The organism is Paraflavitalea pollutisoli, assembly GCF_029360705.1.
Lineage (GTDB): Bacteria > Bacteroidota > Bacteroidia > Chitinophagales > Chitinophagaceae > Paraflavitalea > Paraflavitalea pollutisoli.
Genome location: NZ_JARKMX010000008.1, coordinates 149,033 through 164,422, shown reverse-complemented (window position 1 = coordinate 164,422; position 15,390 = coordinate 149,033). Strand labels below are relative to the sequence as shown.

At 50.7% G+C, this 15,390-nt stretch carries 15 protein-coding genes; 7 read left to right on the top strand and 8 right to left on the bottom strand.

Annotated elements, in window-relative coordinates; genetic code table 11:
- Window positions 1-30: 30 nt before the first annotated feature.
- Window positions 31-411 carry a hypothetical protein gene (locus P2W70_RS14795; protein ID WP_276482257.1) on the top strand — a complete coding sequence of 127 codons (381 nt, stop codon included), beginning with the start codon at window positions 31-33 and terminating at the stop codon, window positions 409-411.
- Window positions 412-428: 17 nt separating this feature from the next.
- On the opposite strand, the gene P2W70_RS14790 is transcribed toward P2W70_RS14795, so the two are convergent.
- Both P2W70_RS14790 and P2W70_RS14785 read right to left on the bottom strand, forming a co-directional pair.
- The gene (locus P2W70_RS14790; protein ID WP_276482256.1) at window positions 429-1,475 is read right to left on the bottom strand and encodes a response regulator; all 1,047 of its coding nucleotides are present in this window, start codon (window positions 1,473-1,475) and stop codon (window positions 429-431) included.
- 42 nt (window positions 1,476-1,517) lie between these two features.
- Window positions 1,518-2,762, bottom strand: coding sequence for a PAS domain-containing sensor histidine kinase (locus tag P2W70_RS14785; protein ID WP_276482255.1), 1,245 nt, complete (start codon window positions 2,760-2,762; stop codon window positions 1,518-1,520).
- A 298-nt stretch (window positions 2,763-3,060) separates the two neighbouring features.
- On the opposite strand from P2W70_RS14785, the gene P2W70_RS14780 reads away from it, so the two are divergent.
- Both P2W70_RS14780 and P2W70_RS14775 read left to right on the top strand, forming a co-directional pair.
- A complete protein-coding gene (locus P2W70_RS14780) occupies window positions 3,061-3,765 on the top strand; it encodes a hypothetical protein (RefSeq protein WP_276482254.1) in 705 nt (234 codons plus the stop codon).
- A 56-nt stretch (window positions 3,766-3,821) separates the two neighbouring features.
- Window positions 3,822-4,277, top strand: a complete 456-nt coding sequence (locus tag P2W70_RS14775) for an Hsp20/alpha crystallin family protein (protein ID WP_276482253.1) — start codon at window positions 3,822-3,824, stop codon at window positions 4,275-4,277.
- 44 nt (window positions 4,278-4,321) lie between these two features.
- Here P2W70_RS14775 and P2W70_RS14770 read toward each other — a convergent pair whose 3' ends face one another.
- The 6 genes from P2W70_RS14770 to P2W70_RS14745 all read right to left on the bottom strand — a co-directional run bounded on the left by P2W70_RS14770 (window position 4,322) and on the right by P2W70_RS14745 (window position 9,088).
- On the bottom strand, window positions 4,322-5,365 hold the full coding sequence (locus P2W70_RS14770; protein ID WP_276482252.1) for an AI-2E family transporter: 1,044 nt from the start codon (window positions 5,363-5,365) through the stop codon (window positions 4,322-4,324).
- A 126-nt stretch (window positions 5,366-5,491) separates the two neighbouring features.
- The gene (locus P2W70_RS14765; RefSeq protein ID WP_276482251.1) at window positions 5,492-5,938 is read right to left on the bottom strand and encodes an Hsp20/alpha crystallin family protein; all 447 of its coding nucleotides are present in this window, start codon (window positions 5,936-5,938) and stop codon (window positions 5,492-5,494) included.
- 104 nt (window positions 5,939-6,042) lie between these two features.
- Window positions 6,043-6,837 (bottom strand): polysaccharide deacetylase family protein, encoded by a 795-nt coding sequence (locus tag P2W70_RS14760; protein WP_276482250.1) that lies wholly within the window; start codon window positions 6,835-6,837, stop codon window positions 6,043-6,045.
- 9 nt (window positions 6,838-6,846) lie between these two features.
- Window positions 6,847-7,683 (bottom strand): universal stress protein, encoded by an 837-nt coding sequence (locus tag P2W70_RS14755; protein WP_276482249.1) that lies wholly within the window; start codon window positions 7,681-7,683, stop codon window positions 6,847-6,849.
- Between the two features lie 83 nt (window positions 7,684-7,766).
- Window positions 7,767-8,507 (bottom strand): polysaccharide deacetylase family protein, encoded by a 741-nt coding sequence (locus P2W70_RS14750; RefSeq protein WP_276482248.1) that lies wholly within the window; start codon window positions 8,505-8,507, stop codon window positions 7,767-7,769.
- Window positions 8,504-9,088, bottom strand: a complete 585-nt coding sequence (locus P2W70_RS14745) for a CDP-alcohol phosphatidyltransferase family protein (RefSeq protein ID WP_276482247.1) — start codon at window positions 9,086-9,088, stop codon at window positions 8,504-8,506. Before P2W70_RS14745 ends, P2W70_RS14750 begins: the two co-directional genes overlap by 4 nt.
- Window positions 9,089-9,261: 173 nt before the next feature.
- Here P2W70_RS14745 and glgP point away from each other — a divergent pair, with 173 nt between their 5' ends.
- The 4 genes from glgP to ppsA all read left to right on the top strand — a co-directional run bounded on the left by glgP (window position 9,262) and on the right by ppsA (window position 15,346).
- On the top strand, window positions 9,262-10,965 hold the full coding sequence (gene glgP, locus P2W70_RS14740; RefSeq protein ID WP_276482246.1) for an alpha-glucan family phosphorylase: 1,704 nt from the start codon (window positions 9,262-9,264) through the stop codon (window positions 10,963-10,965).
- Between the two features lie 19 nt (window positions 10,966-10,984).
- Window positions 10,985-12,025 (top strand): zinc-dependent alcohol dehydrogenase family protein, encoded by a 1,041-nt coding sequence (locus P2W70_RS14735; protein ID WP_276482245.1) that lies wholly within the window; start codon window positions 10,985-10,987, stop codon window positions 12,023-12,025.
- A gap of 69 nt (window positions 12,026-12,094) precedes the next feature.
- Window positions 12,095-12,934 (top strand): universal stress protein, encoded by an 840-nt coding sequence (locus P2W70_RS14730; RefSeq protein WP_276482244.1) that lies wholly within the window; start codon window positions 12,095-12,097, stop codon window positions 12,932-12,934.
- Window positions 12,935-12,952: 18 nt separating this feature from the next.
- The gene (gene ppsA, locus P2W70_RS14725) at window positions 12,953-15,346 is read left to right on the top strand and encodes a phosphoenolpyruvate synthase (protein ID WP_276482243.1); all 2,394 of its coding nucleotides are present in this window, start codon (window positions 12,953-12,955) and stop codon (window positions 15,344-15,346) included.
- The last annotated feature ends 44 nt before the right edge of the window (window positions 15,347-15,390 follow it).

Sequence of the window (15,390 nt, the reverse complement as noted above, 5' to 3'; positions counted from 1 at the left end):
GTAGGAGTTATTTTGCGCGGTATTGCAGGTATGAAACACGAGAATGTACAAGTCAGGCAGTTCCAATATGAAAACGAGGCAGCACATCGTTTACTGGAGTTCCTGTTGCAGGAAAACGTCATATTGAAGACGCGATTGGCTGAAGTATTGCGCGACAACGCTTTTCCCACCGAGCTGATGGTAACCGTTGAGCAATTCCAGGAATGGTTGCTGCAAAAAGATGCGGTGATCGCACTTATGCGACAGGAGGCGGCTGAATTGGAAAAGACATTAGCGAGATTCCTGCATGAAGACGGTACCTTGAAGGTGATCGTGCACAACCAGAAAAAACTGCGCAAAGACCTCAAGACACTTGGCCTGGCGTTCAGCGATCTGCGCAGTCAATTCAATAGTTTCATCGAATCGTTGTAGTCATCATGGAAGCTTTTTTACAGGTTCATGTTTTGCAGTTTCGATTCGTTGACAATATGAATGGCTCCCTCTTTGATTTCGATCAGTTGTTCGGACTTGAAATCGCCGAGGGTACGGATCAGTGATTCGGTGGCTGTGCCGGCGAGGGTAGCCAGGTTTTCGCGGCTGATCCTGATATCTGTTTTGTATTTGTGGTGTAAGGTAACCAGGGCATGTGCCACTTTCTTGCGCAACGAATAATAGGCAATACGCACCAGCTGCTCTTCCATATCGGTAATATTTTTGGCAAGCAGCGCTATGAACTTGCGGGCGATCTCCCGGCTGGAGTACATCAACTCTTCAAAATCACGGCGGGGTATCAAGGCCACCTCGGCATCTTCCAGGGCCGCGGCTGTTTCCTTATAGTTTCCTCCTTCCAGTAAGGCTACATGACCAAAAAAATCTCCTTCCTGGTATAGCCCTACAATAAACTCCTTGCCGTCTTCGCTGGTCTTGTAGGCTTTTACTTTACCCTTTTGGATATAGTAGAGCCTGGAAGGCCTGTGACCTTCCTGGTAGATCATGTGTTTTTTTCGGAAGGTCATGGTATCGCGATCGGCTGCCAGGCTTTCGAGCGAAGGATTGCCCTTGGAGATCTGAATCAGTTCTTCTATACCTTCCAGGCCTTTATTTTCGGCCATCTTGACGAGCTGTATTTTCTTCAGGCGGCTTTCGACGGAATTTAATAATTCTGTTGCCTCAAAAGGTTTGGTGAGGTAGTCGTCGGCCCCCATGTCCATGGCCTTGCGCATATCAGTCCGTTCGGCTTTGGCTGTGAGGAAGATAAAGGGTATATGGCGCAACGCAGTGTTCTTTTGCAACAGGTGCAGTACGCCGTAGCCGTCGAGTACGGGCATCATGATGTCGCAAACAATCAGGTCAGGTACATCACGGATAGCAGCCTCTATACCATCCTTACCATTTTCAGCTACCAAAACCCGGTAGTTGGCCAACTCCAGTATTTCCGCCGTGTTTTCGCGGATCAATTGATTGTCTTCGATCAGTAAGATTTTCTTGACGCTCATAATGTACAGGTTAGGTTGGGAATGGCAGCTTGGTCTGATTCATCACCCTTCGTCGGGTATTTCCATGGCTTCGGGTATGGTAAAGGTCACCTGCATATCGGTGCCTTCATGCTGACGGCTATCACAATGGATACGACCGTTCATCAATTCGGCATATTTGGCTACAATGTGCAGTCCAAGGCCTGTGCCTTGAATATGGATAGCATTGCCTGCACGGAAAAAGCGCTCGAACAAATGTTGTTGTTCCTCCACCGGTATACCGATGCCGTGGTCTTTTACTGATAAGTTCAGTTTGTCACCGTCAAACTGACTGTTAACAGTGATGTGTGACTGTTCGGGAGAGAATTTGATCGCGTTAGAGACCAGGTTCAGGAGAATGTGTTTTAACAAGGTTGCGTCGAGTAGTATCAGTTCGGGGCCATGGTGTTGGTAGCTGATCTGCTGACCTGGTTTTTGGATGTTGCGAATCTCTTCAAGGATGCGGATAATGAAGTCTTTCACATTGAAGGTAGCTGGCTTCACTGCGATCTTTCCTTCTTCGATCTTGCCAACTGATAGGAAATCATTGAGAATATCCGTTAACGTACTTACTGAGGAAATGATCCTATCGATGTGTTTTTGTCTTTTGGGCAGGTCTTCGGTGGTGGGATATTGCTGGATGAGGTAGGCGGAGGAGAGTACGGTACTGAGCGGAGTTCTGAATTCGTGGGAAGCGAGGGAAACAAAGCGAGACTTCAATTCATTGAGTTCTTTTTCTTTACCCAGCGCCCTGGTCAGTTCCTCTTTCGATTCTTCCAGTTTGTGTAAGGTGTCTTGTAATTGGCGGGTACGCTCTTCTACTTTCATCTCCAATTTGTCGTTCAGCCGCCTGATCTCCTGTTCGTCTGTTTTACGGATGGTGATGTCATTAACAAAAGCCACAACAAATTGTCCAGTAGTGTTGCTGTAATGACAGAGGCTAACTTCTACGGGAAACTCGGTACCGTCTTTACGGATACCAAAGAGGTCCATGCCGGCTCCCATCGGACGGTTTTGTAAATGGGCAATAAACTGTTGACGATGAATGGTATGCCGCTGGTGAACCCTGGGAGGAATAAGCATCTCAACTTTCTTGCCCAATAATTCTTCTGCCTTATAATGAAAGCGTTCGAGTAAAAAAGGGTTGGCCAATATGATCTCACCGCTTTCGTTGGTGACCAGGATACCTATAGAGGCATGCACGAACAACGCTTCTACGAGGTGTTTTTCATTGATAGCGAGTACTGATGGAATAGTGGTAGTTCCCATACTGTTACCGATTTATGTATCAACAGTACCAGGTGCGTACCGTAAGGAGGTGATTAAAGGTAGGCATATTTGTAGAACCTTTTTTTTTCATTATCCATTTTATTTAACTTTTTGCCCGTCTTGTTAAGCAGCTGTTATCGGTGTCACGCTTTCCCGTAAATGTAGTAGGACATGTGTGCGGTCAGCAAACGACCTGATAACCGTCATAACCGCGTGCCTTTTCACTGGCTACCTTTAGCTATTGTATTCCGTGCAGCTAACGTTGATTCCGGTGCTGCGGTTATTTAATTCCAACTATATGGATATTCAACGATTACGCGCTTTGACGGCACCTTACCGTCGTGATCCACCGCGCTTACTGGCTCCGGGATTTCAGTGGGGCGATATACTGGTGCAATCGTATCCGCCTCATCGATACACCCCAACCAGCGTCATTGGATCCATCGCCGCTGCTCCCATCAGTCATTTGACCGCAGTGCAACCGGTGGTTTCTTTACTGGCCCATGAACACCGCAGCCAATATGACCGGTTGACAGGTAGTCTCCGGCATTTCAATCAACTATTGACACAGCAGTTGCAAAGCCATGAGGCTGATCATGATTGCCGTGTATTGTTGATCCTGGTGGATGCTTTTGAATTGTTTGTTCAATGCATGCAGCGGCAGGTGTACGACAGGTTGTTGAGCAATTTGCAAGCGTTGGTGACCGAAGCTTGTTTTTGCGCTGCTGCCATTACCAGTGCGCAGGACATCGATGCCGTATTGGATCTGATAGCGTATTTTAATGATGAATACCAGCGCTTTAGCAGCGAATTGAGCACCACGTTGTACTCCAGCATGGGGCCGGCGCCCAGTAATGACAGGCAGCTGCAATTGCAGGAGGAACTGGTGGTGGTGCTGACGCTGGTAGAGCATTCAATACTGCTGGAAACGGCCCTAAGAGCTGGGCTGCAAGGTTGGAAAAACCTGCTGATACAACAGGAGACACAATTGCTATTGAATTAACCCCAATACTGACCGTCGTCATTGATAGCAGGTTGCCGGTTGCTTAACTTACCGATATGATTACCAATATTCTTACCAGCAAGAAGCGCGAACCAGTTTCAGTGTATCCTGGTGCCTACCGTGTTTTACCGGCCGATGCCTCCGCCGTCAAGAAGGCTTTACGCAGCAGACATACACGGGTCATTGCACCACCTGTGCGTATACAAGCGTCGGCAGACCATTACCGGATTGAGTTAATGGTTCCCGGGCTACACCGGGAAGATTTTTTCATAACCAGTGGTAACGGACGGCTGTATATATCAGCTGTCATCCGGCAAGCCCCCTGGCCGGATGAACGTGGGGCGCCGATCGCCAGGGGCAGCAGGTCCTGTTTCCGTCGCATCGTATTGTTGCCGCCAGATGTCGACCCGGATTTCGCGGAAGCTGGCTACCAGGATGGTATTCTACATATTTGCCTGTTTAAAACCCCTTACCCCGGCAAAGCAGGTTCGGGGCATATTGTCGTTTATTAGCGTATTTGATGCTGTTGACAAAGTATTGACATATGATCTGACCTTTATCTTGTCAACAAACTATTGATCGGTCCATCGTCACCCACACGGTCCAATACCAGTTTGGCTATACCGATGAAGGGTATAAATAAAATCATTCCCGACACACCCCACAAAATACCGCCGGCTACAATGGCCACCAGGGTAGACCAGGTACTTACTTTCAATTGTGCCGCAACAATCCTCGGAAAAATCAAATTGGCTTCCAGGTACTGCACTATTGCGAAAATAGCCACAACACCAACCGGGTACCAGACAGATCCTTTGGTAAGCCAGGCAACAGAAATAGGCAACAAAGCGCTGACCAGTATGCCTACATAGGGTATGATCGTCATGACGGCCGTCAGCATGCCAAATAAGATCGCATGCGGAATTCCCAGCAATAATAAACCCAAGCTATTCAACACACCTACTACCAGGTATACCATGACCATGCCTTTGATAAAAGTGTGGTAGCTGTGTATAACCTCCAGCAATATACCTGGCAACTGTTCTTTGTACCTTTCGGGTATTATCCTTTCCAGTGCCTGTACAAAGCGGTGCCGGTTATACAGGAACAAGGCGGCATATACGGGAATGAGGAAGAGTGACACGGCGATAGTGCCCGTGCCTGCGATCGAAGTACCGACGGCTCCTGGCACCTGACTGCGTGCACCGGCTATTAGTTGCTGCCACCAGGCCTCAGATTCTTCGGGGGGGATCTGTAGCCAGTGTGCCAATGTGTTCTGTATGTCTTTAACCAGGGGCCGCAATGCCTGTAGCAAGCGGGGCAGATCTTTCAGGAACCAATTGAATTCTACCAGCAACAGACCCGCCAGTGCCAGGAAAAGAAGGATGACCAGTAACAAACAAAGCGCTACGGCAAGGGTGCGTGGCGCCTTATGCAGCTCCAACCATTTACACAGCGGATACAGCACGATGGCAATAAATAGTCCGTAACAAAGCGGCACCAACAAGGGACTGCCGAAATACAACAGCAGTAACAGCAGGATGATCGCCTGTGGTGACCACCAGCGACTCGGTTGAATAGGGGCAGGGGTGTTGTTCATAACGGTATTAGTGAAATAATAACGCGAGTGATTTCAATCGTTTATAGTCGCTGCTAATTTAGTGGTGTATAAGAAAGACCCGCCGGACTCCGGCGGGTGCTACACTAAAAAAAACAACGCGGTAACCTACTTTACGGTAACGTGTTTGGATACCGATAGCCTTTTCGCCTCTTCTTTTTTGGGAAGGGCTACTTTCAAAATACCGTCGTCGTAACTGGCTTCGATCTTGTCTTTTACGACCTCGTCCGGAATGGTAAACGAACGGCTGAAAGACTGGTAGCTGTATTCCTTACGCGTATGGTGACCGTCTTTCTCTTCCTTATTCTCTTCCTTTTCGCAGCTAATGGTGAGCATATTGCCATCGATATCGATGTTGAAGTCGCTTTTCTTAAGTCCCGGAGCCGCCAGCGAAAGTTTGTATTCATCTTTGGCATCGGTGATGTTGACTGCGGGAATGGTGGCAGACTTCAGTGGAGAAAAGCCATTGGGAAACAAGTCGTTCCAAGGCCGGAAGAAATCATCCCATATAGCGGGAAACTGCGCAGGTCTTTTTGTTAATTCTTTGGTGGACATGTTAACCTCCTTGTTTTTTAAGTTTGGATGTATTGAAAATTACGTCGTGCGAAAGGCTGTTTCAAACGATGCTGGTCAGCAAGGCGCCTGATTGGCATCAGGAGTTATGGTATCACCCGCTGATCAGGATATTGCATAAGTGAACGAAAGCGAAAGCCAGCTTGCCGGGCCTTCCGGATAAACTGCCGTAGAACTGTTATGCTGACAGGATTGGACAATGCCGGGTCGTGGCAAAGCAGGACGATGTGACCAGGCGTAAAGCAGCGATGGTATTGTAACACCTGTTTGATCCGGAACAGCAGGTCGTCGACCGACTCCAATTGGTTGTTGGTGGCGGTATAGTTCCATTCCAGGTCCCAGCCGAAGACGGTGTAGCCAGCCATTGCCAGTGAATCGGCGGCGACTTTTCCGTCCGGCAGGTCATCCCGTTTTCGTGCGGCAAGACGCCACGTATTACGGCCGGGCAGGCGGGCCAGGTGGGTAACAAACTGGAGACTATCCTGGTTGGTGCGAAAATCAACCAGCACCTGTTGCGGATCGTGGAAGAACTGGTGATAGTGACTATTGGCATGGCTATAACTGTGGTTGCCAGCTGTGATATAGGCATTGTTTTCCAGTAGTCGCCAGATGCGGCGCGTCGTATCGCTGTGCAATACAAATTTCCCAATCCAGAAAACGGTTATAGGCGCTGCTTCTTCCATTGTCAGCGTCTGTAACATTTCGCTGGCAGGAATAATACCATCGTCGAAAGTCAGGTATAGGGTCACCGAATCTTCCGGCGCTGCAACAGCCAAAGGAGATTTGCCTTGTGCCTGCGCGAGGTGTGCGGTTAATAATAGTCCGACCAACATCCATTGGGGCAACCGGGTGGCAGGGAGCAACGGTAAACAGTGTTTCATGAATACGGGTCATTTATGAGCAATGAAAAGAGGCTGGGGTACTGTTTTGATCAGGATCTTAGCTGCACTGGGTTTGAATAACTGGGATAGCTGGCTCCTGCCATAGGCGCCGAGTACGGCAACTGTTTTTGTTTTTTCCACGAGGTAGCTGAGCAATGCGGCATCCGGTGTTCCTGCAAGCTTATGGAAGTGGATCGTCGTATAACGTGTCTCCAGCCAGGCTTTCAATTTATCCAACGCAGGTTGCTGGTTATCCTGGGTGTCATTAACCTGTAATACCGTTACCGGCCTGGTGTGAAGCTCCGGCAGCAAGGTAGCAAATTGCCGGATCGCAAACATGCTGTTGGCACTGCCATTATAGGTAAACAGGATTTCTTCCACACCATCGAAGCCAAGGGGTGCTATAAAGACCGGGCATTCAGCATCGAGCAACACCCGCCTGGTGAAATCGGTAGGAATAGCTTCCGGATGCCCGGCGAAACTCATTTCCGGATCCAATATCAGCAGGTCGGCGTACCTGGTTTCCAGGATCAATTCCTCCACCGCCAACCCTTTGTCTTCGTGTACCTGGCAGGCGATACCCTGTTCATTGCAGTATGTCAGGAATGCCCGTTTCGTCTCATCGATGATGCCAGCTTGTTCACGGGTCATGGCCGGCATTTTCTTTTCGAGATTGATGTTGGTACCTTCATGATCGGTGCTGATGTGCAGGGCCGTTTCCGCTTTGAGGTTATCGAGCAGTACCCCGGTGATGGATGATCGCGTCAATTGTGCGATGTAGGCTGCAAATGAAATCGTATGGGTATTGATGGCCTGCGGAGATAAGGCCAGTATGATCTTTTTCATGCGTTTGCTTTTAATAAAAATAGTATGGTGCAGCAGTGCTTCTCTATGATATCCATGGGAGGGCAGTATGATTATCGTCACTATTAGCTACCGGACTGGCCCGATCGCATGGCTTGCAACAGTCTTGCAGGCTGCCAGTTTCCGGCTACTTCCAGCCGCCTTATCGTGTACAGGGCATTTATACTACTTGTTTTGCCGTTGAGTTGAAAAGCCAGCTTCATACCCCGCGACTTCAATTGTAGCAAAGCAGCCTCGTTCCAGGCTCCGTAAGGGAAAGCGAAGTACGGTGCCGGTTGACCCGTTATTCTTTCGAGTGTTTGGCGAGGCAGGTCTACCTGTACCCGCCATTGTTCCTGCGTAAGGTGGCGCATATCGGGATGGTTCCAGGTATGAACACCGATGGTGTGACCATCACCGACCAGTTGTTTGATCTGCGCAGCCGTCATATAACCTGGCTTGCCGATGGTAACCGTCATGATGAAGAAAACCCCGGTAAACCCAAACTGGCGCAGGATGGGCGCTGCCACCGTAAAATGCTCCAGCCGGTTATCGTCGAAAGTGATCATTACCGGCTTTTCCGGCAACACAGTACCATGGGTAAGGTGCTGGTATAACTGATGAGCAGTGATGGTGTGGTAACCCCTGTCATATAAACTTTGCAGGTGTTGCCTGAAGCGCTCACGGTCGATGGTATAATCGGGCCGGTGCCCCTCCAGACTTGCCCGGATGTTGTGGTAACAAAGTATGGGTACTGGCGGCGTAGCGACAGCAGGTCGTTGCTGCATCACTGCCAGGGTAAACAGTAATAGTAAGACCTGCGTCACACTCGATGATTTAGGGGTGAACGGTACAGCCAGTAAATGCCTTTCACATCAGTTTTCCAATGCGGTAACAGGATCACCAGCACGATCTCTTCGATCAGGTCAAGTGCTGTTACTACGATCGCTCCGTAAAACAGCCACCAGGGTGGTTGCGGCAGGAAGAAAAGCAATATCAATGACAAGCCCTGCAACAAGGCTGCCCATTTGGCCAGGTGGGTATGAAAACTACTGGGTTTTCCATAACGGGCGATGGCCATGGTGATTTGCGTAGCCAACAGGATCAGTAGCGGTAGGATAAAGCCTAGTTGACTCCAGAAAAAAGCCGGCTTCAACAGGATGACACCCAGGAGCCCGGCCACAACAGTGGCATCGTCGGCCAGCGAATCGAGGGCTGCCCCCCAGTGGCTGGTCACTTTAAGCCAACGGGCCATACGGCCATCCACCATATCTGTCAAAAAACTGAGGGCCAACAACCATTTGAATAGCTCTTCGTTCTTTTGCCAGGCAATGGCAACCAGGACCGGGGCCGATAGCAGCCGGTACAGGGTAATGCCATTGACGATACGGTAGCGCAGTGTATTCATACCGTTTTTGTAATAGTATTACGTTAAAGGTATGAGCACTGTACGGTCAGGACAATGACAGGGGTCAGTCTGGCGGCTGACCTTCCTGCCTTGCCGGCATCCCTGACAATGATCAGGTCAACAACTGACGCCTGTCGTAACCTGTGTTTGACAGGTAGGATAGCTTGCCGGCTATGCCATTCACTTTTCAACACCCGTATGTTTTCGACGACCGCTTCCGCAAGCCGGTAGCTTATTGCTGTATGGAGTTTGCGATACATCAACCGCTTAAGATCTATGCAGGTGGGCTTGGGTTTCTTGCAGGGTCACACCTGCGGGCCGCCTACGCCTTGCGGCAAAATTTGGTAGCAGTAGGCATCCTGTGGAAATATGGCTACTACGACCAGGTGCGCAAAAGTGATCAGACGATGGATATGCTGTTCCAGGAAAAAGGATACGGTTTCCTGGAGCAAACCGGAATCCGTTTTACCATTGAGGTGTCGGGACACGAAGTGTGGGTGGAGGTATGGTATCTACGGCCGGAAATTTTCCGGACGGCTCCCTTGTTCCTGTTGAGCACCGACGTGCCGGAAAACGATTATCTCTCTAAAACCATCTCCCATAAATTGTACGATGCGAATCCTGAAACTACAACTGCTGCAGCCATACTACTCGGGGTAGGCACGATGAAATTATTCGATTACCTCGATTGGCAGCCGGCCCTTTTCCACCTCAATGAATCGCATGCGCTGCCACTGGCCTTTTACCTGTACAAACGTTACCTGCGGATAGAGGAGGTTCAAAAAAGGCTGGTGTATACCAATCACACGCCCGAACAGGGCGGCAACAGGCAAATGGACTATTTGCTATTGGAGAAAATGGGCTTTTTCTGTCATGTTCCGATAGCCGAAGTGAAACAATTAATGGGTGGAAACGGTCCAGCCTTACATCAAACACGTTGCGCCTTGCGTTTTGCCGGACGCGCCAATGGCGTTTCTGCCTTACATGTCACAACACTCAATACCTGGTTCGGGGAAGTACCGGGCATGCCACCCTGGCAAACGATCACCAATGCGCAAGACTTCGACTATTGGGCCAATAAAGAAATGTATGAGGCGCTGCAGGCGGGCGATACCGCCACGGTAGCAGCCCTGAAAGCTTATGCTAAAAAACAGTTGTTTGAACTGGTGGCCGACCAGAATGGTGAGATACTGGATGAAAAGGTATTTACCCTTGTATTTGCCAAACGTTTTGCCGGCTATAAACGGCCTGCTTTGCTGCTCTCGGATCCTGACCGGTTTCACCGCCTGGTAACGAATGAAAAACGTCCCATTCAGATCATCTGGGCGGGGAAGCCTTACCCGATGGACTATACGGCGATCGGTGTTTTCGACCGCATCGTCCATACCTGCCGGCAATACCGCAACTGCTCCACGCTGGTGGGTTATGAACTTCAGTTGTCGCGGTGGCTGAAGCAGGGGGCGGATGGCTGGCTCAATGTACCCCGTATGCGACATGAAGCTTCCGGTACCAGTGGCATGTCGGCTGCCATGAATGGAGCCGTCAACATCAGTATGCCTGATGGCTGGTTTCCCGAGTTTGCCCGTGATAAGGTGAACAGTTTTGTCATTCCGCCGGCACCGCCGGATAAAGCGGATCACGAACAGGATGCCATCGAGGCCAATCATTTGTACAACCTGCTGGAGCAGGCGATATTGCCGATGTTTTACGACGATCCGCAAAGATGGATGTCGATCGTGCAACAGGGTATGCGGGATATATTACCCTATTTCGACAGCAAACGGCTAGCACAGGAATACTACGAAAAGCTGTATGATCCGGCAGATAGTCGGGTGGTGCAACTGATGCCTGCCGGTCAACATGCTGCAGCTTTTTAATCACCCTAAAACGATTCAAATGCAAGTGCCAGCCAACATGCGTGCGATGGTGCTGACAGCGCCCGGGCAACCGCTGGCCCTGTGCACCCTGCCGGTACCGGCACCTGGTCATCTGCAAGTATTGGTAAAGGTCATTGCCTGTGGCGTTTGCCGCACGGATCTGCATATTGCCGATGGAGAATTGCCGCAGCCTGCTTTGCCCCTGGTACCCGGTCACGAGATCGTTGGCGAAGTGGTGCTGGCAGGTGCCGGCGTAGCGCACCTGCGGGCAGGCGACCAGGTAGGCATACCCTGGCTGGGGTATACCTGCGGTCAATGCCGGTATTGCCTGGCAGGCAAGGAAAATCTTTGCGACAAATCGCTATTCACTGGTTATACGATCGATGGCGGCTTTGCCGAATACACGGTTGCGTGGGCAGCCTTTTGCTTTCGGTTGCCAGCCCTGTATGCCAATGCTGCCGGTGCACCTTTGTTGTGTGCAGGCCTTATCGGATACCGCTGTTACCTCAAGATCGACAACAACGCCCAACACATCGGGTTATACGGCTTTGGGGCAGCGGCGCATTTACTGACACAACTGGCGGCCTGGCAACAAAAAGATGTCTATGCCTTTACCAACCCGGGCGATTCCGCCATCCAGGATTTTGCGTGTGCCCTGGGGGCCGTATGGGCAGGCGATTCAACGCAGCCACCGCCGGTACGTCTTGACGCTGCCATCCTTTTTGCCCCAGCAGGAGAATTGGTGCCGCAGGCGCTGGCCCAGCTCGATAAAGGCGGCCAGCTGATCTGTGGAGGCATCCATATGAGTGATATACCCGGCTTTGCTTACCGGCTCTTATGGGAGGAAAGAAGTATTGCCTCCGTCGCGAACCTGACGCGGCAGGACGCCGAAGCTTATTTTACCCTGGCCCCCAAAGTGCCCATTGTTGCTGCGGTAAAACGGTTTGCACTGCACCAGGCGAATGAGGCGTTGGCGGCGCTGCGCAGCGGTGCCTTGAAAGGAGCAGCAGTACTCGATCTGAGCCTGCCTGTCACTGATGACCATCAGCCATTCACTTAACAACTGTCATGGGCTTTGCCTTTCGCTTCCAATAACTTTGGTATCGTTGCTAACAGTCAAATCATTTATATGAAAAAAATATTGGTTGCTTTGGATGGATTGAAGCTCTCGAAGCCCACCATACAGTACGCGGTATCCATCGCCGCTAAACATCGCGCACACCTGGTAGCTGTTTTTCTCGATGATGTTACCTACCATAGTTATAAGATATTCGAACTGGTCGGCCCGGAAGGTGTACAGGAGGAAAAACGCACCAGGCTGGAAGAAGGAGATATCGGTATGCGTTCTGTAGCCGCGCAACAATTTACAACAGCGTGCGACAACGCATCCGTGGATTATTCCGTGCACCACGACCGCAATATTGCTTTGCAGGAATTGATCCACGAAAGCATCTATGCCGACCTGCTGATCATCAGCGAACAGGAAACATTGACGCATTATACGGAGAATCCTCCCACGCGGTTTGTGCGTGACTTGCTGGAATCGGTGCAGTGCCCGGTGCTGGTAGTACCCGATCATTTCAAAGCCATTAAAAAAGTCTGTTTGTTGTTTGATGGAGAGCCCAGTTCCGTATTTGCCGTGCGCATGTTTGGCTATACCCTGGCAGAGCTCATCGATTCGGAAGTGGAAGTGGTGACTGTGAAAAAGCCTGGCCTGTCGGGCCATGTACCCGACAATCACCTGATGAAAGAGTTTATGAAAAGACATTTCGCGACGGCCCGCTATGTGGTGCTGCATGGTGATCCTGAAACGGAGATATTACGGCACCTCCGGTCATTCGGCGAAGACACTTTACTGGTGCTGGGGGCATATCGCCGGGGCATGGTGTCGCGTTGGTTCAGGCCCAGTATGGCCGATTTGCTGATGATGGAAAAGAAGATGCCCCTATTCATCGCACACAACAAATAATCAAGTCATCTCATTGCCATGAGTATCTATATAAAACAACTGAAGGAGGTGTCAATGCGCGACGTTGCTGTCGTAGGTGGTAAAAACGCGTCGTTGGGTGAACTGATCACAGTGTTGGGAAGCAAAGGGATTGCCGTACCGGATGGCTTCGCTACCACTGCCATTGCCTTCCGCTTGTTCCTGCAGCACAATGACCTCGTGGAACCACTGGAGCGGTTGATGCAACACCTGGACCGGCACAAATTTGCCAACCTGCGTGAGATCGGCGCGCAAGCGCGTGCGCTGTTGTTGCAGGCGCCGCTGCCCGCAGACCTCAGCAACGAAATCGTTGCTACCTATCGTGCCCTGGTGGGCAACGTGGAGATGGCCGTCGCCGTACGCAGCAGTGCTACTGCTGAAGATTTACCGGAGGCCAGCTTTGCGGGCCTACACGAATCTTACCTCAACATTACCAATGAATCGGAGTTGTTGGAAGCAGTGCATAAATGCTTTGGATCACTGTATACTGACCGGGCCATCAAGTACCGGGAGGACAATGGTTTTGCCCACAACGAAGTGGCCTTATCGGTGGGGATACAAAGAATGGTGCGGGCTGACCAGGGAAGCGCAGGCGTGCTCTTTACGCTGGAACCCGAATCAGGATTCAGGGGCGTCATTCACCTGGCCGGTTCGTGGGGCCTCGGCGAAAATGTGGTACAGGGTATGGTTAACCCGGATGAGTACCTGTTGTACAAACAAGGGATACGCACAGGCCGACCCGCCCTGTTGCAGAAGAAATTGGGTGAAAAAGCAAAAACGATGGTATATGCGCCGGACGGCCAGGGTACCATCAACATCGATACGGTACCCAATAAGCGGAACGCATTTGTGCTAAGCGATCACGATGTGACCACGCTGGCCCGGTGGGCATTGCTGATCGAGGATCATTACCAAAAGCCGATGGACATTGAATGGGCAAAAGACGGACTGACCGACGCCCTCTTCATCGTACAGGCAAGGCCCGAAACGGTACATAGCCAGCGCAATCCCCGTATCGTGAGTATCTATACCCTGAAAGAAAAAGGACGGGTGCTAACACAAGGTGCAGCCATCGGCCACAAAATCGCCTTGGGCAAGGCACGTGTACTGCATTCGCCTGCAGACGCAGGCCAACTGAACCCCGGTGATATCGTGATAACAGATAGCACGAGCCCCGATTGGGACCCGGTGTTGAAGAACGCCGGCGCCATTGTCACCGACCGGGGTGGTCGTACCAGCCATGCTTCGATCATTGCCCGCGAACTAGGTGTGCCGGCGGTGGTAGGTTGCCTGGATGCCACCACGAAGATCAACGATGGTGACCTTATCACTGTATCCTGTGCAGAAGGCAAAACGGGCTATGTGTATTTCGGTAAATGCCGGTATGAAGAACAAAGCCTGGACTTTACTGCCTTGCGGCAACCGGAGACGGTCGATGTCATGCTGATCCTGGGTGATCCGGATAAAGCATTCAGTCTGTCTTATTATCCCAGCAAAGGGGTGGGGCTGTTACGCATGGAATTCATCATCACCCATGCGATCCAGGCGCATCCGATGGCGTTGGTACAATATGATACCTTACAGGACCCGGTAGCCAAAGCCGCCATTGCACAGCTGACTACTGGCTATGACGATAAACGTGCCTACTTCGTCGATAAGTTGTCGCAGGGAATCGCTACGATCGCGGCTGCCTTTTATCCCCGGGAGGTCGTGGTAAGGCTCAGCGATTTCAAAACCAATGAATATGCGAATCTGCTGGGGGGAAATGAGTTTGAGCCGGTCGAAGAAAATCCAATGCTGGGCTTTCGAGGTGCAGCCAGGTATTACAACGACAGGTATGCCGAAGGTTTTGCTTTGGAATGCCGCGCTATCCGGTTTGTACGCGAAATCATGGGATTGACCAACGTAAGCGTTATGGTTCCCTTCTGCCGCACGGTGATGGAGGGTGAACAAGTGCTACAGTCGATGAGCCGGCATGGCCTTACCCGTGGGGAGCATGGTTTGAAAGTATTGGTGATGGCCGAGATTCCTTCCAATATACTGCTTGCCGACGAATTCGCTGCACTTTTTGATGGCTTCTCGATTGGCTCCAATGATCTTACCCAGTTAACGCTAGGGGTGGATCGTGACTCAGCGACGGTGGCCGCACTCTTTGATGAGCAAAATAAGGCAGTCAAAAAAATGATCAGTCTGCTCATACATGACGCACATGCGAAAGGAGCACAGGTAGGGCTGTGTGGACAGGCTCCCAGCGATTTTCCAGAATTCGCGCGGTTTCTCACTGAACAAGGTATCGATAGTATTTCTTTCAACCCCGACGCTCTACTGGCGGGTATGGAGAACATTAACAAGGCTGAACAGGCGTTGCAGCAATTGCAAGGTGCATCGAATTAGTAGCGGCGTAAAGTACTTAATAAAGCGAAAGACACCACGCATTG

What these genes read in the sequence shown, in the direction of transcription:
- P2W70_RS14795 (WP_276482257.1), top strand. Translation starts at nt 31, where the DNA reads ATGAAACACGAGAATGTACAAGTCAGGCAGTTCCAATATGAAAACGAG.
- P2W70_RS14790 (WP_276482256.1), bottom strand. Translation starts at nt 1,475, where the DNA reads ATGAGCGTCAAGAAAATCTTACTGATCGAAGACAATCAATTGATCCGC.
- P2W70_RS14785 (WP_276482255.1), bottom strand. Translation starts at nt 2,762, where the DNA reads ATGGGAACTACCACTATTCCATCAGTACTCGCTATCAATGAAAAACAC.
- P2W70_RS14780 (WP_276482254.1), top strand. Translation starts at nt 3,061, where the DNA reads ATGGATATTCAACGATTACGCGCTTTGACGGCACCTTACCGTCGTGAT.
- P2W70_RS14775 (WP_276482253.1), top strand. Translation starts at nt 3,822, where the DNA reads ATGATTACCAATATTCTTACCAGCAAGAAGCGCGAACCAGTTTCAGTG.
- P2W70_RS14770 (WP_276482252.1), bottom strand. Translation starts at nt 5,365, where the DNA reads ATGAACAACACCCCTGCCCCTATTCAACCGAGTCGCTGGTGGTCACCA.
- P2W70_RS14765 (WP_276482251.1), bottom strand. Translation starts at nt 5,938, where the DNA reads ATGTCCACCAAAGAATTAACAAAAAGACCTGCGCAGTTTCCCGCTATA.
- P2W70_RS14760 (WP_276482250.1), bottom strand. Translation starts at nt 6,837, where the DNA reads ATGAAACACTGTTTACCGTTGCTCCCTGCCACCCGGTTGCCCCAATGG.
- P2W70_RS14755 (WP_276482249.1), bottom strand. Translation starts at nt 7,683, where the DNA reads ATGAAAAAGATCATACTGGCCTTATCTCCGCAGGCCATCAATACCCAT.
- P2W70_RS14745 (WP_276482247.1), bottom strand. Translation starts at nt 9,088, where the DNA reads ATGAATACACTGCGCTACCGTATCGTCAATGGCATTACCCTGTACCGG.
- glgP (WP_276482246.1), top strand. Translation starts at nt 9,262, where the DNA reads ATGCCATTCACTTTTCAACACCCGTATGTTTTCGACGACCGCTTCCGC.
- P2W70_RS14735 (WP_276482245.1), top strand. Translation starts at nt 10,985, where the DNA reads ATGCAAGTGCCAGCCAACATGCGTGCGATGGTGCTGACAGCGCCCGGG.
- P2W70_RS14730 (WP_276482244.1), top strand. Translation starts at nt 12,095, where the DNA reads ATGAAAAAAATATTGGTTGCTTTGGATGGATTGAAGCTCTCGAAGCCC.
- ppsA (WP_276482243.1), top strand. Translation starts at nt 12,953, where the DNA reads ATGAGTATCTATATAAAACAACTGAAGGAGGTGTCAATGCGCGACGTT.